This is a genomic window from Streptomyces sp. NPDC033966 (assembly GCF_055575955.1).
Genome location: NZ_JBVIRQ010000006.1, coordinates 202,521 through 223,399, shown reverse-complemented (window position 1 = coordinate 223,399; position 20,879 = coordinate 202,521). Strand labels below are relative to the sequence as shown.

Sequence of the window (20,879 nt, the reverse complement as noted above, 5' to 3'; positions counted from 1 at the left end):
CCGTTACCGAACTACGACCGCGCCGGTACTTCCCTCGCGGCCCGCAGGGCACGGGTCCGTTCCGCCAGGGCCTCGATCGCGGCCGGGCCGCTCTCGACGGGGACGGTGACCGTCACCCGGGCCGGACGAGAAGGGCCGCGAACCGGGGAGGTCAACGGGAGTGCCCGCGGTGGAATGGATTCGTGACGCGGGCGGCACCCGCCGTATCCTGTGCCCCGTGACCGAGAACACGCAGACACCCAGTGCCCCCAACTCCGAACTGCCGACCCAGTACGCGCCGGCCGAGGTAGAGGGGAAGCTCTACGAGCGCTGGGTAGAGCGTGGCTACTTCACGGCCGACGCCGCGAGCGAGAAGCCCGCGTACACGATCGTCATCCCGCCGCCGAACGTCACCGGCTCGCTCCACCTGGGCCACGCCTTCCAGCACACCCTCATGGACGCCCTGACCCGCCGCAAGCGCATGCAGGGCTTCGAGTCCCTGTGGCTGCCCGGCATGGACCACGCCGGCATCGCCACCCAGAACAAGGTGGAGCAGCAGCTCGCCGAGGAGGGCAAGTCCCGCCACGACCTGGGCCGCGAGGAGTTCGTCGAGCGCGTCTGGCAGTGGAAGGAAGAGTACGGCGGCAAGATCCTCGGCCAGATGCGCCGCCTCGGCGACGGCGTCGACTGGAGCCGTGAGCGCTTCACCATGGACGAGGGCCTCTCGAAGGCCGTCCAGACCATCTTCAAGAAGCTCTACGACGACGAGCTGATCTACCGCGCCGAGCGCATCATCAACTGGTGCCCCCGCTGTCTGACGGCCATCTCCGACATCGAGGTGGAGTACCAGGAGGACGCGGGCGAGCTCGTCTCCATCACGTACGGGGAGGGCGAGGACACCCTCGTCGTCGCCACCACCCGCGCCGAGACGATGCTCGGTGACACGGCCATCGCCGTCCACCCCGACGACGAGCGCTACAAGCACCTGGTCGGCAAGCTCATCAAGCTGCCGCTCACCGACCGTTCCATCCCGGTCGTCGCGGACACGCACGTCGACCCCGAGTTCGGCACCGGCTGCGTCAAGGTGACCCCGGCGCACGACCCGAACGACTTCGCCATCGGGCAGCGCCACAACCTGCCCAACATGACGATCATGGACGAGCACGGCGTCATCACCGTCCACGGCCCCTTCCTCGGCCTGGACCGGTTCGAGGCCCGCTCCGCGGTCGTCGGCGCGCTGCGCCAGCAGGGCCGGATCGTCGCGGAGAAGCGCCCCTACCTGCACTCCGTCGGACACTGCTCGCGCTGCAGCACGACCGTCGAGCCCCGCCTGTCCCTCCAGTGGTGGGTCAAGGTCGAGACCCTCGCCAAGGCCGCGGGCGACGCGGTCCGCGACGACCGGGTCAAGATCCACCCGAAGGAGATGGAGAAGCGGTACTTCGACTGGGTCGACAACCTCAACGACTGGTGCATCTCGCGCCAGCTGTGGTGGGGCCACCGCATCCCGGTCTGGTACGGCCCCGACGGCGAGGTCGTCTGCGTCGGCCCCGACGAGGAAGCCCCCACGGGCGAGGGCTGGACCCAGGACACCGACGTCCTGGACACCTGGTTCTCCTCCGGCCTGTGGCCGTTCTCCACGCTGGGCTGGCCGGAGAAGACCCCGGACCTGGCGAAGTTCTACTCCACCGACGTCCTGGTCACCGGCCACGACATCATCTTCTTCTGGGTCGCCCGGATGATGATGTTCGGCCTGTACGCCATGGACGGCGAGGTCCCCTTCAAGACGATCGCGCTGACCGGCCTGGTCCGCGACGAGCGCGGCAAGAAGATGTCGAAGTCCTTCGGCAACGTCGTCGACCCGCTCGACTGGATGGACAAGTACGGCTCCGACGCCGTCCGCTTCACCCTGGCCAAGGGCGCCAACCCCGGCACCGACGTGCCGATCGGCGAGGACTGGGTCCAGGCCTCCAGCAAGTTCGCCAACAAGATCTGGAACGCCACGCGCTTCGCGCTGATGAACGGCGCCACGATCGAGGGCGAGCTGCCGCCGGCCGAGCAGCTGTCGGCCACCGACCGCTGGATCCTGTCCCGCCTGAACAAGACGGTCGCGCAGGTCGACGGCTACTACGAGGACTTCCAGTTCTCCAAGCTCAGCGAGTCGCTCTACCACTTCGCGTGGGACGAGGTCTTCGACTGGTACGTCGAGCTGTCGAAGACGACCTTCTTCGCGGGCGGCGAGCAGGCGAAGGTCTCCAGCCGGGTCCTCGGCGAGGTCATCGACGTCATGCTGCGGCTGCTGCACCCGGTGGTCCCGTTCGTCACCGAGACCCTGTGGACCACGCTGACCGGCGGCGAGTCCCTCGTCATCGCCGACTGGCCCAAGGACAGTGGCTTCCGCGACGAGGCCGCCGAGACCGAGATCGACAACGTCCAGAACCTCGTCCGTGAGGTCCGCCGCTTCCGCAAGGAGCAGGGCCTCGACGACAAGCAGAAGGTTCCGGCCCGCCTCGACCTGTCCGGTACGGCGCTCGCCGCGCACGAGGCGGCCATCCGCCAGGTGCTGCGCCTCCAGCCGGAGGGCGACGCCTTCAGCGCCTCCGCGACCCTCCCGGTCGCCGGCGCGACGGTCGCCCTCGACCTGTCGGGCACCATCGACGTCGAGGCCGAGCGCAAGCGCCTGACGAAGGACCTGGGCGCCGCCGAGAAGGAGAAGCAGCAGGCCGAGGCGAAGCTGGGGAACGAGGCGTTCATCGCCAAGGCCCCCGACAACGTCGTGGACAAGATCAAGGGCCGTCTCGCCAAGGCCGAGACGGACATCGCCCGGATCCAGGCGCAGCTGGCCGGTCTGCCCGCCGCGTAGCCGCGTCCGCGTAGCCGCGTACGACGTACGAAGGCCCCCGTACCGTCTCCGGACGGTGCGGGGGCCTTCGCGCGGGCTCAGAGGAGACCGGTCCCGAAGCGGGTCACGACGAGCGCGGCGACCGCTGCCACGAGACAAGCGGAGTGCCGCATATCACTTGATATGTCCCACCCGCCGATCCGATCCCGGGCGCGGACCACGGATGATGGGGAGATGCACGTCAAGCCCGCCCTGTCGGCGTTCCACCGGCTCGTGGCCTCGGGCCTCCGGCCGGCCGAGGGCCGGGGCGCCTCCCCGCGGGCGCAGGACGTCCTCGCGGCACTGAGCTGCCTGGCCCTGATGGCGCTGGACCTGCCCGGGCTGGCCGCCGCCGACAACTCCCTCAGCGGGGCCGGGGCCGCCGTCGTGCTCACCGTGGGCTGCTCGACGCTGCTGCTGCGGCGCCGGATGCCGTGGGCGGCGTACCTCACCGCCCTGCTGTTCCTCGGCTGGCTGCACGAGCTGACCCTGATCCAGTTCGCGCTGTACTCCGTCGGCCGCTACCGGGGCCGGCGCGCCGCCGTCCTGGCCACCCTCGGGTACCTGGCCTTCGCGGTCTCGGTGTTCTGCGTGCCGGGCTGGCCCGAGCCGAAGGCCGCGACGCTCAGCGCCTTCCTCGGCCTGGTGGTGCCCATCGGGGTGCTCGCCTCGGCCGTCGGGATCGCCGCATACCGGCACGACCTGGTGCGCGAGCTGGAGGCCGGGCGGGCCGAGTCGGCGGTGCTGAACGCCGTGCAGGAGGAGCGGACCTCCGTCGCCCGGGACGTCCACGACTTCGTGGGGCGGGAGCTGACCCTGCTGACGGTGCGCTCGGAGGTGCTGTCGATGCGGGCGCGCGACACCCCGTACGCGAAGGACTTCGAGGAGCTGTCCGACACCGCCCGGAGGGCGCACCTGGTGCTCAACGAGATCATCGTGCAGCGCGGGGAGCGGGCCGCCACGCCCGGTGTCGACGGGCTGGCGGCGCTGGCGGAGGAGAGCGGGCGGGCCGGTTCGCCGGTCCGGCTGGCGATGGACCAGCAGGCGCACGCGCTGTCGCCGCTGCGGCAGGCGGCGGTGTACCGGGTGGTGCAGGAGTGCCTGACCAACGCGGCCAAGCACGCGCGCGGCGAGACCATCGAGGTGTCGGTCCGGACGGACGGCCCGCACGTGCGGATCGCCGTCAGCAACGGCCTGCCGGGCGGCGCCCCGGGCCGGGCCCCGGTCTCGGCGGGCTCGGGCACGGCGAGCATGGCCGAGCGGGTCCGCAGCCTGGGGGGCACCCTGACGGCGACGCGGACGCCGGACTCGTACGAGGTGGTGGCGGTGCTGCCGCGCGGCTGACCGGGCCGCCGGTGCCCCCGGTCAGGCCTTCGCGGGGGCGAGCAGGCCGTTCAGGGTGTCGAGGTCCTCGACGCAGCGGCCGGAGCCGAGGGCCACGCAGTCCAGCGGGGCGTCCGCGACGAAGACCGGGATGCCGGTGGCCGAGGCGATGCGCAGGTCCAGGCCGGGCAGCAGGGCGCCGCCGCCGGTGAGGACGATGCCGTGCTCCATGACGTCGCCGGAGAGCTCGGGCGGGCAGTCCTCCAGGGTGGTGCGGACGGCGGCGATGATCGCCTCGACGGGCTCGTCGAGGGCGGCCCGGACGTCGGGCGCGGTCAGCTCCAGGGTCTTGGGCATGCCGCCGACCTTCTCGCGGCCGCGCACGGTGAAGGTCCGGGTCTCCAGCTCCGGCCGGTCCGGGACGGGCCAGGCGGAGCCGATGGCGACCTTGACGTCCTCGGCGGTGCGCTCGCCGATGAGCAGTGCGTGCTCCTTGCGCACGTAGTCCGTGATGGCGGCGTCCAGCCGGTCCCCGCCGACCCGCAGGGACTGCGAGGTGACGATCCCGCCGAGGGAGATGACGGCGACCTCCGAGGTGCCGCCGCCGATGTCCACCACCATGGAGCCGCGCGCTTCGGACACCGGCAGGCCGGCGCCGATCGCGGCGGCCATCGGCTCCTCGATGAGGTGGACGGTCCTGGCGCCGGCCCGGGTGGAGGCGTGGATGATGGCCCGCCGCTCGACGGGGGTCACGCCGGACGGCACGCAGACCACCATCCGGGTGCGGGGGCGGCGGCCGGGCACCGCCTTGCGCACGAAGTGCCGGATCATCTCCTCGGCGGCCTCGTAGTCGCAGATCACCCCGTCCTTGAGGGGGCGGATGGCGGTGATGGAGCCCGGGGTGCGGCCGATGGTCTCCTTGGCCTCGGTCCCGACGGCCAGGGCGGTGGTGGTGCCGGCCTTGACCGCCACCACGGACGGCTCATTGAGGACGATCCCGTGGCCGCGGGCGTAGACGAGGGTGTTCGCGGTCCCCAGGTCTATCCCTATGTCGCGGCTGGAAGCGGTCGTGGTGGTGCTGGCCTGCGGCATTTGTTCCCCTATCTCCTGCCCGCAAGGCTTGCATAACGATCAGGTCGCTTTCGCGGCCGAAGGTCCTGAAGCGGCCGGGCCGAAAGTCCTGCGGGGCCCCGTCCGTAGACTGGACCCGTGAGTGAGCAGCAGCCCGAGAGCCACGACCGTGACCGCGACCGTCCCTTCGACGAGTTCGACCAGATCGTGGCGGAACAGTCCGACCGCGACCCCGACCTGGCGGTGATCGAGGCCGGCAGCCGTACCCTGCGCGCCCAGGCCGGTCCGCCCTCGGGCGACCCCGTGCCGGCCCGCCCCGAGGACCCGGAGGTGGCGAAGGCGCTGCTGGAGGTGGAGCAGGAGCTCGCCACCCGCTGGGGCGAGACCAAGCTGGAGCCGTCCGTCAGCCGGATCGCCGCGCTGATGGACGTACTGGGCGAGCCGCAGCACGCGTACCCGTCCATCCACGTCACCGGCACCAACGGCAAGACCAGCACGGCCCGCATGATCGAGGCCCTGCTGAACGCCTTCGACCTGCGCACGGGCCGCTACACCAGCCCGCACGTGCAGTCGGTGACCGAGCGGATCAGCCTGGACGGGGCGCCGATCAGCGCCGAGCGCTTCGTCGAGACCTACCACGACGTGAAGCCGTACGTGGAGATGGTCGACGCGGCCGAGGAGTACCGGCTGTCGTTCTTCGAGGTGCTCACCGGCATGGCGTACGCGGCCTTCGCGGACGCGCCGGTCGACGTCGCCGTCGTCGAGGTCGGCATGGGCGGCAGCTGGGACGCCACCAACGTGATCGACGGGACGGTCGCGGTGATCACCCCGATCAGCCTGGACCACACGGACCGGCTCGGCTCCACGCCCGGCGAGATCGCCCAGGAGAAGGGCGGCGTCATCAAGCAGGGCGCCACCGTGATCCTGGCGCAGCAGCCGGTGGACGCGGCGCAGGTGCTGCTGAAGAAGGCCGTCGAGGTCGACGCGACGGTGGCCCGCGAGGGCATGGAGTTCGGCGTCGTCTCCCGCGAGGTGGCGGTCGGCGGCCAGATGCTGACCCTGCGCGGGATGGGCGGCGAGTACGAAGGCATCTTCCTGCCGCTGTACGGCGCCCACATGGCGCACAACGCGGCCGTCGCGCTGGCGGCCGTCGAGGCCTTCTTCGGCGTCGGCGGGGAGCACGCGCGGGAGCTGGACGCGGACACGGTGCGGCAGGCGTTCGCCTCGGTGACCTCTCCGGGCCGCATGGAGGTCGTGCGCCGCAGCCCGACGGTGATCCTGGACGCCGCGCACAACCCGGCGGGGGCACGGGTCACCGCGGAGGCGGTCACCGAGGCCTTCGGGTTCAGCCGGCTGATCGGTGTCGTGGCCGCGAGCGAGGGCAAGGACGTCAAGGGCGTCTTCGAGGCCTTCGAGCCGATCTTCGCGGAGGTCGTGGTCACCGAGAACACCAGCCACCGGGCCATGGGCGCCGACGAGCTTGCGGCGATCGCGGTCGAGGTCTTCGGCCCGGACCGGGTGCAGGTGGAGCCCCGCCTGGACGACGCCCTGGAGGCGGCCGTCACCCTTGCGGAGGAAGAGGCCGAATACGGAGGGGCCGGCGTCCTGGTGACCGGTTCCGTGATCACGGTGGGCGAGGCCCGCCTGCTGTTCAAGAAGGGCTGAGGGATCGATGCGCACGCTCTGCGCGAGCACGCTGATCGGTGAATTCTTCATCGTCGGCTTCGCGGGCCTGGTGGCCATGAAGAACCCGGACCTGACCCAGGCCCAGGTGTGGACGGTCTGCGGTGTGACGATGCTGGTGTCGGTGCTGCTGTGCGGGATGCTGTCGCGTCCCGGCGCGGTGCAGATCGGCTGGGCGCTGCAGGTCGGACTGATCGCGAGCGGCTTCGTGGTCCCGATGATGTTCTTCCTGGGCGCGGTCTTCGCGGGCCTGTGGTGGTGCTCGGTGCACTACGGCCGCAAGATCGACGCGATCAAGGCCAGCTGGGCGGCCCGTCAGGCGGAAGCCGCCGCTCCTGACGCTGCGTGACGGTTCACCGTTTCGGCCCTGTAGATTCGTCGCACCGCACCCGTTTGCCGCAAGGAGCCATCACATGACCCAGCGCACGCTCGTCATCCTCAAGCCCGACGCCGTCCGTCGCGGGCTGGTCGGCGAGATCATCGGCCGCATCGAGCGGAAGGCCGGCTGGACCATCCCCGCGCTGGAGCTGCGCACGCTGGACGCGGAGACCCTGGAGGCGCACTACGGTGAGCACAAGGGCAAGCCCTTCTACGAGCCCCTGATGGGCTTCATGGCGAGCGGTCCCGTCGTCGTCCTGGTCGTGGAAGGGGAACGCGCGATCGAGGGCGTCCGCCAGCTGGCCGGACCCACCGACCCGATCGCCGCGGCGCCCGGCTCCATCCGGGGGGACTTCGGCACCATCGTGCGCGAGAACCTGATCCACGCCTCGGATTCCGAGGAGTCCGCGGAGCGCGAGCTGAAGCTCTTCTTCCCGGCTCTCTGAGCGTAGCGGAGCATTTCCGAACGCGCTTTCCTGACGAGACATCAGCCAAATAGCGCTCATGACCTGGGGCGACCGAAGTAATTTCGGTCGCCCTTCGGTATTGCCGGAACCATCCGGGAACGCATGGCAAGGACACGACGTCACCACTAAGGGGGCGGGTTGCCCGTCCGGCGCCATCGCCGGAGTCCCGTCGCGCGGTACCGGTACTCGCGGCACTACGATGGGGCCTCCACCCACACACCCACCTCGCCGACCTGACAGCAGCCGCTATCAACTGGAAGGCCAGACGCTCCTCATGGGGAACAAGGGGAACAACATGTCGTTCATCGGCCGTGACATGGCGATCGACCTCGGGACCGCCAACACGCTGGTGTACGTGAGGGGCCGGGGAATCGTCCTGAACGAGCCGTCCGTGGTCGCCATCAACACGAACACCGGTGGAATCCTGGCGGTCGGCTCGGAGGCGAAGAAGATGATCGGGCGCACGCCCGGCAACATCGTCGCCGTACGGCCCCTCAAGGACGGCGTGATCGCCGACTTCGAGATCACCGAGCGCATGCTCCGGTACTTCATCCTCAAGATCCACAAGCGTCGCTACCTGGCGCGCCCGCGCGTCGTGGTCTGCGTGCCCTCCGGCATCACCGGAGTGGAGCGGCGCGCCGTCATCGAGGCGTCCACGCAGGCCGGCGCCCGTCAGGTGCACATCATCGAGGAGCCCATGGCCGCCGCCATCGGCTCGGGCCTGCCCGTCCACGAGGCCACCGGCAACATGGTCGTGGACATCGGCGGCGGCACCACCGAGGTCGCCGTCATCTCCCTCGGCGGAATCGTCACGGCACAGTCCATCCGGGTGGCCGGTGACGAGCTGGACAACGCGATCATCCAGCACATCAAGAAGGAGTACTCGCTCCTCCTCGGCGAGCGCACCGCCGAGCAGATCAAGATCACCATCGGTTCGGCGTACGACCTCGACAAGGACGAGCACACCGAGATCCGCGGCCGCGACCTGGTCTCCGGCCTCCCGAAGACCGTCGTCATCTCCGCCGCCGAGGTGCGCAAGGCCATCGAGGAGCCGGTCAACTCCATCGTCGACGCCGTCAAGACCACCCTCGACAAGTGCCCGCCGGAGCTCTCCGGCGACATCATGGACCGCGGCATCGTCCTCACCGGCGGCGGCGCCCTCCTGCGCGGCCTCGACGAGCGGCTGCGCCGCGAGACGGGCATGCCGATCCACATCGCCGAGGACCCCCTCGACTCCGTGGCCCTCGGCTCCGGCAAGTGCGTCGAGGAGTTCGAAGCCCTCCAGCAGGTCCTGGACGCCCAGCCCCGGCGGTGATCAAACCCCCTCCAACGGGGCATGCGGAACACAAGGATCCGCCGTACGGGTGCTACCGCGCCCGTGCGGCGGATCGTTGATATACAGGCACAGTCCGGTGCAGCCCCGGCTCCGCCGGAGCGGCTCCGCCGCACGGGTTTTCTACGAGGAAGGCACGGCCGCCGCACGTGAGGGACACACGAGAGAGCCGGCTGCTCCTGGTGCTGCTGATCGCCATCGCGTTCGCATTGATCACGGTGGACATCAGAGCGGGCGAGGAGTCACCGGTCGACGGTGCCCGCAAGGCCGCCGCAGCGGTCTTCGGCCCGGTCGAGAAGGGCGTCGCGACCGCCGTGGACCCGGTCGCCAACGCCATAGGGGCCGTACGCGACTCCGACGAGCGCCACAACCGCATCACCCGGCTGGAGCGCGAGAACACCCTCCTGAAGACCAGGATGGGCAGCGACGAACGCGCCAAGAGCCGCATCCGCGAACTCGACGAGATGCTCAAGCGGGCCGGCGCCGGACAGTACGGCATCAAGGGCGCCGAGGTCATCGCCATAGGAGCGGCCCAGGGCTTCTCCTGGACCGTCACCATCGACGCCGGCAGCAAGGACGGCATCGAACGCGACATGACCGTCCTCAACGGCGACGGACTCGTCGGCCGCGTCACCACCGTCGGCCCCGACACCTCCACCGTGCTCCTCGCCAACGACCCCGACTTCACCGTCGGCACCCGACTGGAGCAGAGCGGCGAACTCGGCTTCGCCACCGGACAGGGCGACCGCCCCCTGTCCGTCCAGATGCTCAACGGCCGCGCCAGGGTCAGCCCCGGCGACCGCCTGGTCACCTTCGGCTCCCGCGCCAACAAGCCCTTCGTGCCCGGCGTCCCGCTCGGCGAGGTCGTCCGCGTCGACCCCTCCAACGGCGGACTCACCCGCACCATCCACGTCCGCCCCTTCGTCGGCTTCTCCCGCCTCGACATCGTCGGCGTGGTCGTCATGCCGCCCCGCGACGACCCCCGCGACGCCGTCCTGCCCCCCAAGCCCGAACCCCCCAAGCCCACACCCACGGTCACCGTCACGGTCACGCCCACCCCGGGCGTCTCCGGCCGGCCCGCGGACGAGGAGGAACGCTGAGCCATGCGCTTCAACCGGATCCTGCTCTCCGTCACCCTCGTCGTGGTCGCCCTCGTCATCCAGGTCACCATCCTGGGAAGGCTCCAGCTCCCCGGCGCCGTCCCCGACCTGATGCTGCTCACGGTCGTCGCCCTGTCCCTGGTGTACGGGTCCACCTCCGGCGCCCTCCTCGGCTTCGGCGCCGGACTCCTCGCCGACCTGGCCCCGCCCGCCGACCACGCGGCCGGCCGCTACGCCCTGGTCCTGTGCATCATCGGCTACCTCGTGGGCCTGGCCCGCCCCGACAACGGCCGGTTCCGCTCCGCCTGGGGCCCCATGCTCACCGTCCTCGCCGCCGCCGCCGGCTCGATCATGCTCTACGTCGGGGTCGGCGCCCTGGTCGGCGACACCGCCGAACGCCACGTGGGCCTCGGCGGCCTGCTGTTCACCGCAGTCCTCTACGACCTCCTGCTCGCCCCCTTCACCGTGCCGTGGATCATGGCCCTGGCCCGCCGCGCCGAGAACGACCCCATGGCCGTCGAAGCCAACGGCGGCCCGCCGCAGGGAGCCGACGTGTCCACCGGCTGGCTCGCCGGCGGCACCGGCCTCAGGATCGGCAGCCAGCGCGGCGGCCTGAGACTGCGCACGGCCCGCGGCCGCGCCAACCGGGCCGGCCGGATAAAGGGCGTCAAAGGCGTGAAGAACGTCAAGAAGCTGTGACGGGGGAGCACCAGGCATGACCAACATTCCCGAGACCGGCCGCACCCCCCGGGTGCAGATCCGGCTCGTCATCATCCAGATCCTCGTCTTCTCCCTGCTCTTCACCCTCGGCGGCCGCCTCTGGTACCTCCAGATCCGCAACGGCCACGAGTACGCCGACGAGGCCCGCAGCAACCACGTCCAGCGCGTGGTGCAGCCCGCCGTGCGCGGCGACATCCTCGACGCCCGCGGCGTCCCCCTCGCCGACAACGAGACCCGTCTCGTCGTCTCCGCGTCCCGCACCGAGCTGATGCGGATAAAGGACCGGGGCAAGGCCGTCCTGACCCGCCTCGCCGGGGTGCTCGACATGAAGCCGCAGGACGTCATGGACAAGATCCGGCTCTGCGACTCCCAGACCCCCAAGCCCTGCTGGAACGGCTCCCCCTACCAGCCGATCCCGGTCACCATGGAGGCCACCACCCAGCAGGCCCTCCAGATCCGCGAACGCCCCGAGGACTTCCCCGGCATCACCGCCGAACCCACCGCCGTACGCCGCTACCCGGCGGTCGGCGGGGGCCGCGCCGCGCAGGTCCTCGGCTACCTCTCGCCCGTCACCGACGACGAGATCCAGAAGGCCAAGGACACCGACTCGCCGCACCTGCGCTCCGACCAGGTCGGCCGCTCCGGCATCGAGCGCACGTACGACAAGGAGCTGCGCGGCAAGGCCCAGGTCACCTCGTACGAGGTCGACAACCTCGGCCGGGTCATGGGCGAGACCAAGTCCGACCCCGGCATCGCCGGATCCACCCTCGTCACCAGCATCGACGCCCGCGTCCAGGCCGTCGCCGAGTTCGAGCTCGCCGAGGCGATGAAGGTCGTCCGCAACGAGACCGACAACATCACCGGCCGCAAGTACGAGGCCGACTCCGGGGCCGTCGTCGTCATGGAGACCAAGACCGGCCGCGTCGTCGCCATGGCCTCCCAGCCCGACTACGACCCCAACGTCTGGGTCGGCGGGATCTCCGGCCAGGACTACGCGAAGTTCACCAGCAAGGACTCCAACTACCCCCTGCTCAACCGCGCCATCCAGGGCCAGGCCCCCGCCGGCTCCATCTTCAAGGTGGTCTCCGCCAGCGCCGCCGTCCGCGCCGGCTACGCCTTCGACGACAAGTACAACTGCAGCGCCTCCTACAACATGGGCGGCCGCAGCTTCGCGAACTTCGAGTCCAAGGGCCACGGCCCCATCACCCTCGGCGAAGCCCTCAAGTTCTCCTGCAACACCGTCTTCTACGCGCTCGGCCACAAGGAATGGCAGCGCGACGGCGGCCTCGAACCCAAGAGCCCCCACGACTGGTTCTACAAGACCGCCCGCGAGTTCGGACTCGGCTCCGAGACCCACATCGACCTGCCCAACGAGGTCACCGGCCGCATCCCCGACCGCCACTGGAAGCAGAGCTTCTGGGAGGCCAACAAGGACTCCTGGTGCAAGCAGGGCAAGAAGGGCGGCACTTACGTCGAGCAGATCGCCTACGAGAGCTGCCTCGAAGGCAACCAGCTCAAGGCCTACGACAGCATCAACTTCGCCATCGGCCAGGGCGACGTCCTCGTCACCCCCATCCAGATGGCCACCGCCTACGCCGCCATCAGCAACGGCGGCACCCTCTACAACCCCACCGTCGGCAAGGCCGTGATCAGCCCCCAGGGCAAGGCCGAGGAGATCAAGCCCCAGGCCCACGGCAAGCTCCCCATCGACGCCAAGACCATCGCCGACCTCGACAAGGGCCTGCGCATGGTCGTCGAACCCGGCGGCACCGCCGCCTGGCGGTTCATCGGCTGGCCCCTGGACAAGATCCCGCTGCGCGCCAAGACCGGCACCGCCCAGGTCTACGGCAAGCAGACCACCTCGTGGCTCGCCACCTACACCGACGACTTCACCATCGTGATGACGATCTCCCAGGGCGGCACCGGCTCCGGCGCCTCCGGCCCCGCCGTCCGCAACATCTACAACGCGATGTACGGGCTCACCATGGACGGCAAGGAGACCGGCAAGGCCCTCCTGCCCAAGCCGCAGGCGCAGCTGCCCACCGTCCACCCCGACGGCACCATCGACTCCCCCGAGATCAAGCCGTACGTGCCCCCGTCCCCGGAGGAGCTGGCGCCGCCCGCGCTCGCCGGCCCACCGCCCCTGCGGCATGACTGAGACGTGATGATGCAGACCGCCAACAACTTCTCCGTATCCCGGTACGCACCCCAGAAGGGCACGCTCGCCCGGCTGACGGCCCGCGACTCGGTCCTGCGCCGGCTCGACTGGCCGATACTGCTGTCGGCGCTCGCCCTGTCCCTCATCGGCGCCCTGCTCGTCTGGTCCGCGACCCGCCACCGGGACACCCTCAACCAGGGCGACCCGCAGTACTTCCTCTGGCGCCACCTGCTCAACACCGGCATCGGCCTCGTACTGATGATCGGGACGGTCCTCCTCGGCCACCGCAACCTGCGCGGCGCCGTCCCGGTCCTCTACGGCCTCTCGCTCGTCCTCGTCACGGCCGTGCTCACCCCGCTCGGCGCCACCATCAACGGCGCCCACGCCTGGATCGTCATCGGCGGCGGCTTCTCGCTCCAGCCCTCGGAGTTCGTGAAGGTCACGATCATCCTGGTGACCGCGATGCTGCTGGCGGCCCGGGTCGACGCCGGCGACCTCGAACATCCCGAACACCGCACCGTGGTCAAGGCCCTGTGCCTGGCCGCCGCGCCCATGGGCATCGTCATGCTGATGCCCGACCTCGGATCCGTCATGGTGATGGTCGTCATCGTGCTCGGCGTGCTGCTGGCCTCCGGCGCCTCCAACCGATGGGTGCTCGGCCTGATCGGCACCGGCACGGCCGGAGCCATCCTCATCTGGCAGCTGGGCGTCCTCGACCAGTACCAGATCAACCGCTTCGCCGCCTTCGCCAACCCCGAGCTCGACCCCTCCGGCGCCGGCTACAACACCAACCAGGCCCGCATCGCCATCGGCGGCGGCGGCCTGACCGGCTCCGGCCTGTTCAAGGGCCCGCAGACCACCGGACAGTTCGTCCCCGAACAGCAGACCGACTTCGTCTTCACCGTCGCGGGCGAGGAGCTCGGCTTCGTCGGCGGCATCCTGATCCTCGGCCTCCTCGGCGTCGTCCTGTGGCGCGCCTGCATGATCGCCCGCGCCACCACCGAGCTGTACGGCACCATCGTGGCCGCCGGAATCATCGCCTGGTTCGCCTTCCAGGCCTTCGAGAACATCGGGATGAACCTCGGCATCATGCCCGTGGCCGGCCTGCCCCTGCCCTTCGTCTCCTACGGAGGATCGTCGATGTTCGCCGTCTGGGTGGCCATCGGACTACTCCAGTCGATCAAGGTCCAACGTCCCCTGTCGGCGTAACCCCGGCCCCGGTGCCGCCGAGGCGGCGGCACCGGGGGCCGGAGCCGGACCGAACCCGGCCGAATCCGCGGCCGACCCGTACGCCGTGCAGCGTTCAGGACTAGATTCGATCCATGGCGGACACGAAGCGTGAAATCGAGCGGAAATTCGAGTTCACGAAGCCCAAGGCGGAGCGACGCGGAGTCCCCGACCTCACCGGCACGGCAGGCATCGCCGCCGTGGTCGACCGGGGCGTCGCCGACCTCGACGCCGTCTACTACGACACCCCCGACCAGCGGCTCGCCGCCGACGGCCTCACCCTGCGCCGCCGCACCGGCGGCCACGACGCCGGCTGGCACCTCAAACTCCCCGTCGCCCCCGGCGTCCGCGACGAGGTCACCGCCGCCCTCGGGGACACCGTGCCCGGCCCGCTCGCCGCCCTCGTCCGCTCCCGCGTCCGCGACGCCCGCCTCCAGCCCCAGGTCCGGCTGCTCTCCTCCCGCCGGATCAGCCACCTCCTCGACGCCGACGGCGCCCTCCTCGCCGAACTCAGCACCGACGCGGTCACCGCCGAACACGAGGACGCCACCGCCACCTGGACCGAGGTCGAGGTCGAACTCGCCGACGGCACCGACCCCGGCCTCCTCGACGCCGTGGAGAAGGTCTTCAAGAAGGCCGGACTCAAGGTCTCCGACGCCCCCTCCAAACTCGCCCGCGCCCTCGCCGAGACCGGCAACGAACCCCCTGCCCGCCCCGGGCCCGACCCGGCCGCCGAGGGAACCGCCGGCGCGCACGTCCTGGCGTACCTGCGCGAGCAGGTCGACGCCCTGATCACCTACGACCCCGCCGTGCGGCGCGACCAGCCCGACTCCGTCCACCAGATGCGCGTGGCCTCCCGCCGCCTGCGCAGCGCCTTCAAGACCTACCGCAAGGTCCTCGACCGGCAGGTCACCGACCCCATCGGCGAAGAACTGCGCTGGCTCGGCACGGAACTCGGCGTCGACCGAGACCGGGAAGTCCTCCACGAACACTTCCGGACCGCCGTCGCCGACCTCCCCCGCCCCCTCCTCGCCGGACCCGTCCGCAAACGCCTGCGCACCTGGAACACCACCCGCCGCTCCGCGTCGCGCCGCCGCGCCCTCGGCGCCCTCGACAGCCCGCGCCACCTCGCCCTCCTCGACACCCTGGAAGGCCTGCTCACCGACCCGCCGCTGCTGCCCGGCGCCGGGAAACCCGCCGGCAAGGCCCTCCCGAAGGCCCTGCTCCGCGACTACGGCAGGCTCGCCTCCCGCGTGGACCACGCCCTCTCCCTGGACCCGGGGGAGCAGACCGACCACGCGCTGCACCAGGCCCGCAAGGCCGCCAAACGAGCCCGCTACGCCGGAGAGGCCGCCGAAGCCGCCCTCGGGAAACCCGCCAGGAAGTTCGCCAAGGCCATGAAGGCCGTCCAGAACCTGCTCGGCGAGCACCAGGACAGCGTGGTCGCCCGCACCGCCCTGCGCGACCTGGCCCACCAGGCCCACGGCGCCGGCGAACCCTCCTTCACCTGGGGCCTGCTCCACGGCCGCGAGGAGGCGCGGGCGGAACGCAGCGAACGCGACCTCCCGGCCACCTGGGCGAAGGCCGCCGACCCCGGGCTGCGGGCCGCCCTGAAGGTGTGACCGCGGGACAGCCGCATCGTTGTACGGCCGAGCGCCTCGGATCCCCCGCGGACCGCGGGGATTCGGGGGGCGGCTCCGAGCGGGTTACGCTTGATAGTCGCCCCCCTGCCTGCTCACGAAGGTTGCTATGCCCGCCGAGTCAGTCTTTCCTCAGCTCGAGGCCCTGCTTCCGCACGTTCAGAAGCCGATCCAGTACGTCGGCGGTGAGCTGAACTCCACCGTCAAGGACTGGGACGCGTGCGACGTCCGCTGGGCGCTCATGTACCCGGACGCCTACGAGGTGGGCCTGCCCAACCAGGGCGTCATGATCCTCTACGAGGTGCTCAACGAGCGCGAGGGCGTCCTCGCCGAGCGCACGTACTCGGTGTGGCCGGACCTGGAAGCCCTGATGCGCGAGCACCAGGTGCCCCAGTTCACCGTCGACAGCCACCGCCCCGTCTCCGCCTTCGACGTGTTCGGCCTGTCCTTCTCCACCGAGCTGGGCTACACCAACATGCTCACGGCGCTGGACCTCGCGGGCATCCCGCTGGAGGCGAAGAACCGTACGGTCGACCACCCCATCGTCCTCGCGGGCGGCCACGCGGCCTTCAACCCCGAGCCGATCGCGGAGTTCATCGACTGCGCGGTCATCGGCGACGGCGAGCAGGCCGTCCTCGACATGACCGAGATCATCCGCACCTGGAAGGCCGAGGGCCGCCCGGGCGGACGCGAAGAGGTCCTGCTGCGCCTCGCGAAGACCGGCAACGTCTACGTGCCGGGCTTCTACGACGTGGAGTACCTGGAGGACGGCCGCATCGGCCGCGTCGTCCCGAACCGCTCCGGCGTTCCGTGGCGCGTCTCCAAGCACACCGTCATGGACCTCGACGAGTGGCCCTACCCCAAGCAGCCCCTGGTCCCGCTCGCCGAGACCGTCCACGAGCGCATGTCCGTGGAGATCTTCCGCGGCTGCACCCGCGGATGCCGTTTCTGCCAGGCCGGCATGATCACGCGCCCCGTGCGGGAGCGAAGCATCACCGGCATCGGCGAAATGGTCGAGAAGGGCCTCAAGGCGACGGGCTTCGAGGAGGTCGGCCTTCTCTCCCTGTCCTCCGCGGACCACACGGAGATCGCCGACATCGCCAAGGGCCTCGCGGACCGCTACAGCGACGACAAGGTCGGCCTGTCGCTGCCCTCCACCCGCGTGGACGCGTTCAACGTGGACCTGGCGAACGAGCTGACCCGCAACGGCCGCCGTTCCGGTCTGACCTTCGCCCCCGAGGGCGGCTCCGAGCGCATGCGCAAGGTCATCAACAAGATGGTCTCGGAAGAGGACCTGATCCGTACCGTCGCCACCGCGTACGGCAACGGCTGGCGCCAGGTGAAGCTGTACTTCATGTGCGGCCTGCCGACCGAGACCGACGAGGACGTCCTCCAGATCGGCGACATGGCGGTCAACGTCATCGCCAAGGGTCGCGAGGTCTCCGGCCAGAACGACATCCGCTGCACGGTGTCGATCGGCGGGTTCGTCCCGAAGCCGCACACCCCCTTCCAGTGGGCCCCGCAGCTCTCGGCCGAGGAGACGGACGCCCGCCTCGGCAAGCTCCGCGACAAGATCCGCGGCGACAAGAAGTACGGCCGCTCCATCGGCTTCCGCTACCACGACGGCAAGCCGGGCATCGTCGAGGGCCTGCTCTCGCGCGGTGACCGCCGCATCGGCGACGTCATCCGCGCGGTCTACGAGTCCGGCGGCCGCTTCGACGGCTGGCGCGAGCACTTCTCGTACGACCGCTGGATGCAGGCGGCGGAGAAGACCCTGCCGGCGTACGGCGTGGACGTGGCCTGGTACACGACCCGCGAGCGCACGTACGAGGAGGTCCTGCCCTGGGACCACCTGGACTCGGGCCTGGACAAGGACTGGCTCTGGGAGGACTGGCAGGACGCCCTCGACGAGACCGAGGTCGAGGACTGCCGCTGGACCCCGTGCTTCGACTGCGGCGTGTGTCCTCAGATGCAGACCAGCATTCAGATCGGACCGACGGGCCAGAAGCTGCTGCCGCTGTCCGTCGTGAAGTGACCTCGGCCACCGGCTGAGCCTTGCGTGATGTGCCCCCACCGTCTCTGACGGTGGGGGCACATTCGTTCGGGCGGTGCGCTCGATCGGCCGCTCAGTACGCACTGACCGGCCTGGGCCCCGGCGCAACGGAAACCGGGGTTCTGGTGTCCTTAGCGGCATGCAGATGGAGAAGGCACAGGCCGCGCCTGGTGGGGAAGGGTGTCTGACCGGGGTGGTCCGGGTGCCCGTGAAGGTCGTCGCCGTGCTGGTGGTGCTGCCGGTGCGGGCCCTGTGGGACCTGCTCGTGGTGGCGGCGCGGGCCGCGCGGCGGCACGTGCTGGCGCCGCTCGGGAACGCCGCCGGGTGGGTTCTGGAGCGGTTGTGGCGGTACCTGCTCCGGCCGCTGCTGCTCGGGGTCTTCTATTGGCCCTGGGCCGGGCTGTGGCGCTACGTCGTCGTGCCCGTCGGCGGAGTGGGCTACAGGTATGTACTGCGGCCCCTCGGGCTGGGCACGGCCTGGCTGTGCGTGGCCTTCGGGCGGTACGTGCTGGTGCCCCTCTGGACCGGGACCGCCCGGGTGCTGCGGCACCTGGTGGTGGTGCCGACGGGGTGGCTGTACCGGGAGGTGCTGACGCCCGTCGGGCACGGGCTGCGGTGGCTGGTGCGCGGGCTGTGCATGCTCGTGTTCGTGTGGCCCTGGGTCGGCCTGTGGCGGTACGTGGTCGTGCCGGTCGGGCAGGGTCTCGTCTGGGTGTGGCGGCACACGGTGGTGCCGGTCGGGTACGGGCTGGTCTGGGTGTGGCGGCACACGGTGGTGCCGGTCGGGTACGGGCTCGTCTGGGTGGGGCGGTACGTGGTGCTGCTGCCGCTCTCCCTGCTGTGGCGGTACCTGCTCCTGCCGCTCGGGGCGCTCCTCGTCGGGGCCTGGCACATCGCCGGCCGCATCACCCGCGCCCTCGGCCGCGGGCTGCGCCTGCTGTGGCTCGCCTGCGTCGCCCGGCCCGCCGCGTGGGTGTACCGGCAGGTGGCCACACCCGTCGGGCACGCCGTGCGCGAGGTGTGGCGTACCTCCCGCGCCGCGGTGCGCGAGGCGCGGGCCGAGGTGCGTCGCGCGCTGTTCGGAGGGCCGCCGGGGGAACCGTCGAGGTCACGGGCGCGTACTCTGGGTAGTACGACAGCCGCCGACGCGGCACCCGCTCCCGAGATCTCCCCACCCGAACGGCGGGGGTGAGCCGGACGGGTCGACAGACCTCTGGGCGGCGCGCGAGCCGCGCCGCCCCGCACAAGGAGAAGAACCACTGGGCAAGCGACAGCCCGAAGGCCCGCCTCCCGCACCGGTGGTGCAGCGCATCCGACTGCGCTACACCAAGCGTGGCCGCCTCCGGTTCACCAGCCACCGAGACTTCCAGCGCGCGTTCGAGCGCGCCCTGCGCCGCGCCGAGGTGCCCATGGCGTACTCGGCGGGCTTCACACCGCACCCCCGCGTCTCGTACGCGAACGCCGCTCCCACCGGGACCGGCAGCGAGGCCGAGTACCTGGAGATCGGCCTCGCCCAGACCCGTGACCCCGAGAAGCTCCGCGAGCTGCTCGACGAGTCCATGCCGGTCGGCCTCGACATCATCGATGCCGTCGAGGCCCGGACCTCCGGGCTCGCGGACCGTCTGACGGCCTCCGTCTGGGAGCTGCGCCTGGAGGGCGTGGAGCCCGCCGACGCCGCGCGGGCGGTGGAGGTCTTCCTCGCCGCCGAGGCGGTCGAGGTGCAGCGCCGGACCAAGAACGGCATGCGGACCTTCGACACCCGCGGCGCCGTCGTCAGTCTCGAAGCCCTTCCTGCCCAGGCTGATAGGCCGCTGGACAATGCCTGTGCGATACTGCGGCTGGTTGTTCGGCATTTGACACCTGCCGTGCGACCCGACGACGTCCTGTCCGGTCTCCAAGCTGTGGCCGACCTGGCGCCGCCGGTCCCCGCAGCGGTGACCAGGCTGGCGCAGGGGCTCTTCGACGAGGAGTCCGGCACGGTGACCGACCCGCTCGCGCCCGACCGCGAGGCTGTCACGGCCGCCCCACCCACGGCCGCCGTGAACGCCGACGCGAAGGCGCCGGAAGGTCCCGCCGCGTAAGGACCGTCGTCGTCGCGCCGCCCTGGAACTCGGGAGCCACCTGGGTCGGGCAGCGCACTGACCTGAAGACTTCCGCCAGGCCGTACGGACAAGACGTACGGAACCGGCGGCCATGGACTACAGCTCCCGTGTGGCGAACGCGCCCCGGAGGCCGGTTCCGCGCCCCATCGCGCGGAGCCGTGCCGGACCGGATGTCAGCCGCGGCGCCCGGGAGCGTGACGGGAGAACCGCCCGCATGCTCAACAACGAAAACGAGAACACCCCCGCCGCCGACAGTGGCAGCCCCAGCGACAACCTGCCTCCGCGCAGGCGTCGCCGCGCGGCTTCCCGGCCGGCCGGCCCGCCCGGCGGCGTCGCCGCCGCCGAGGCGCCCGTAGAGGCCGCGCCCGCTCCGGCGCCGGCCGTGGAGGAGGCTCCGGGCGCTCCGGCGCCGCGTGCCCGTCGTCGCGCCACCCGTGCCGTCGCCGCTCCGGCCGCTGTGGCCGAGGCCGCCGAGGTCGTGGTGGAGGCCGCGCCCGCTCCGGCGCCGGCCGTGGAGGAGGCTCCGGCCGCTCCGGCGCCGCGTGCCCGTCGCCGTGCCACCCGTGCCGTTGCCGCGCCGGCCGCCGAGGCCGCTGTCGAGGCCGCTCCGGCTCCCGTGGTGGAGGAGGAGGCTCCGGCCGCTTCCGCGCCGCGTGCCCGTCGTCGCGCGACCCGTGCCGTCGCCGCTCCGGCCGCTGTGGCCGAGGCCGCCGAGGTCGTGGTGGAGGCCGCGCCCGCTCCGGCGCCGGCCGTGGAGGAGGCTCCGG

At 71.1% G+C, this 20,879-nt stretch carries 15 protein-coding genes and 1 pseudogene; 15 read left to right on the top strand and 1 reads right to left on the bottom strand.

From position 1 onward, the window contains the following. Window positions 1-217: 217 nt before the first annotated feature. Window positions 218-2,839, top strand: a complete 2,622-nt coding sequence (locus ACZ518_RS19205; protein WP_469114176.1) for a valine--tRNA ligase — start codon at window positions 218-220, stop codon at window positions 2,837-2,839. Window positions 2,840-3,052: 213 nt separating this feature from the next. Next, complete coding sequence (locus ACZ518_RS19200) at window positions 3,053-4,201, top strand: sensor histidine kinase (protein WP_469114175.1); 1,149 nt, start codon at window positions 3,053-3,055, stop codon at window positions 4,199-4,201. A 21-nt stretch (window positions 4,202-4,222) separates the two neighbouring features. Here ACZ518_RS19200 and ACZ518_RS19195 read toward each other — a convergent pair whose 3' ends face one another. Continuing rightward, entirely contained in the window at window positions 4,223-5,272 is a 1,050-nt protein-coding gene (locus ACZ518_RS19195; protein WP_469114174.1) for a rod shape-determining protein, read from the bottom strand. A gap of 117 nt (window positions 5,273-5,389) precedes the next feature. Here ACZ518_RS19195 and folC point away from each other — a divergent pair, with 117 nt between their 5' ends. From folC to ACZ518_RS19130, 13 genes and pseudogenes are all read left to right on the top strand, one after another. Beyond that, window positions 5,390-6,916 carry a bifunctional tetrahydrofolate synthase/dihydrofolate synthase gene (folC, locus tag ACZ518_RS19190; RefSeq protein WP_469114173.1) on the top strand — a complete coding sequence of 509 codons (1,527 nt, stop codon included), beginning with the start codon at window positions 5,390-5,392 and terminating at the stop codon, window positions 6,914-6,916. A gap of 7 nt (window positions 6,917-6,923) precedes the next feature. Continuing rightward, the gene (locus ACZ518_RS19185) at window positions 6,924-7,283 is read left to right on the top strand and encodes a DUF4233 domain-containing protein (RefSeq protein ID WP_469114172.1); all 360 of its coding nucleotides are present in this window, start codon (window positions 6,924-6,926) and stop codon (window positions 7,281-7,283) included. Between the two features lie 64 nt (window positions 7,284-7,347). Then, complete coding sequence (ndk, locus tag ACZ518_RS19180; protein ID WP_405980701.1) at window positions 7,348-7,758, top strand: nucleoside-diphosphate kinase; 411 nt, start codon at window positions 7,348-7,350, stop codon at window positions 7,756-7,758. 316 nt (window positions 7,759-8,074) lie between these two features. Beyond that, window positions 8,075-9,094: a rod shape-determining protein gene (locus tag ACZ518_RS19175; protein WP_030008578.1), complete on the top strand. Its 1,020-nt coding sequence runs from the start codon at window positions 8,075-8,077 to the stop codon at window positions 9,092-9,094. 167 nt (window positions 9,095-9,261) lie between these two features. Beyond that, the gene (gene mreC / locus ACZ518_RS19170) at window positions 9,262-10,212 is read left to right on the top strand and encodes a rod shape-determining protein MreC (RefSeq protein ID WP_469114171.1); all 951 of its coding nucleotides are present in this window, start codon (window positions 9,262-9,264) and stop codon (window positions 10,210-10,212) included. Window positions 10,213-10,215: 3 nt separating this feature from the next. Beyond that, the gene (mreD, locus tag ACZ518_RS19165; RefSeq protein ID WP_469114170.1) at window positions 10,216-10,911 is read left to right on the top strand and encodes a rod shape-determining protein MreD; all 696 of its coding nucleotides are present in this window, start codon (window positions 10,216-10,218) and stop codon (window positions 10,909-10,911) included. Window positions 10,912-10,927: 16 nt separating this feature from the next. After that, window positions 10,928-13,090, top strand: coding sequence for a penicillin-binding protein 2 (gene mrdA, locus ACZ518_RS19160; RefSeq protein ID WP_469114169.1), 2,163 nt, complete (start codon window positions 10,928-10,930; stop codon window positions 13,088-13,090). 9 nt (window positions 13,091-13,099) lie between these two features. Beyond that, on the top strand, window positions 13,100-14,299 hold the full coding sequence (rodA, locus tag ACZ518_RS19155) for a rod shape-determining protein RodA (RefSeq protein ID WP_469114448.1): 1,200 nt from the start codon (window positions 13,100-13,102) through the stop codon (window positions 14,297-14,299). 113 nt (window positions 14,300-14,412) lie between these two features. Further along, window positions 14,413-15,939, top strand: coding sequence for a CYTH and CHAD domain-containing protein (locus tag ACZ518_RS19150; protein WP_469114168.1), 1,527 nt, complete (start codon window positions 14,413-14,415; stop codon window positions 15,937-15,939). Between the two features lie 127 nt (window positions 15,940-16,066). Beyond that, a complete protein-coding gene (locus ACZ518_RS19145) occupies window positions 16,067-17,992 on the top strand; it encodes a TIGR03960 family B12-binding radical SAM protein (RefSeq protein WP_469114167.1) in 1,926 nt (641 codons plus the stop codon). A 157-nt stretch (window positions 17,993-18,149) separates the two neighbouring features. Then, the gene (locus ACZ518_RS19140; RefSeq protein ID WP_469114166.1) at window positions 18,150-19,202 is read left to right on the top strand and encodes a hypothetical protein; all 1,053 of its coding nucleotides are present in this window, start codon (window positions 18,150-18,152) and stop codon (window positions 19,200-19,202) included. Between the two features lie 109 nt (window positions 19,203-19,311). Then, window positions 19,312-20,091: a TIGR03936 family radical SAM-associated protein gene (locus ACZ518_RS19135; protein WP_469114165.1), complete on the top strand. Its 780-nt coding sequence runs from the start codon at window positions 19,312-19,314 to the stop codon at window positions 20,089-20,091. Window positions 20,092-20,326: 235 nt separating this feature from the next. Continuing rightward, a pseudogene (locus tag ACZ518_RS19130) lies at window positions 20,327-20,879 on the top strand (hypothetical protein); the annotation flags it as partial.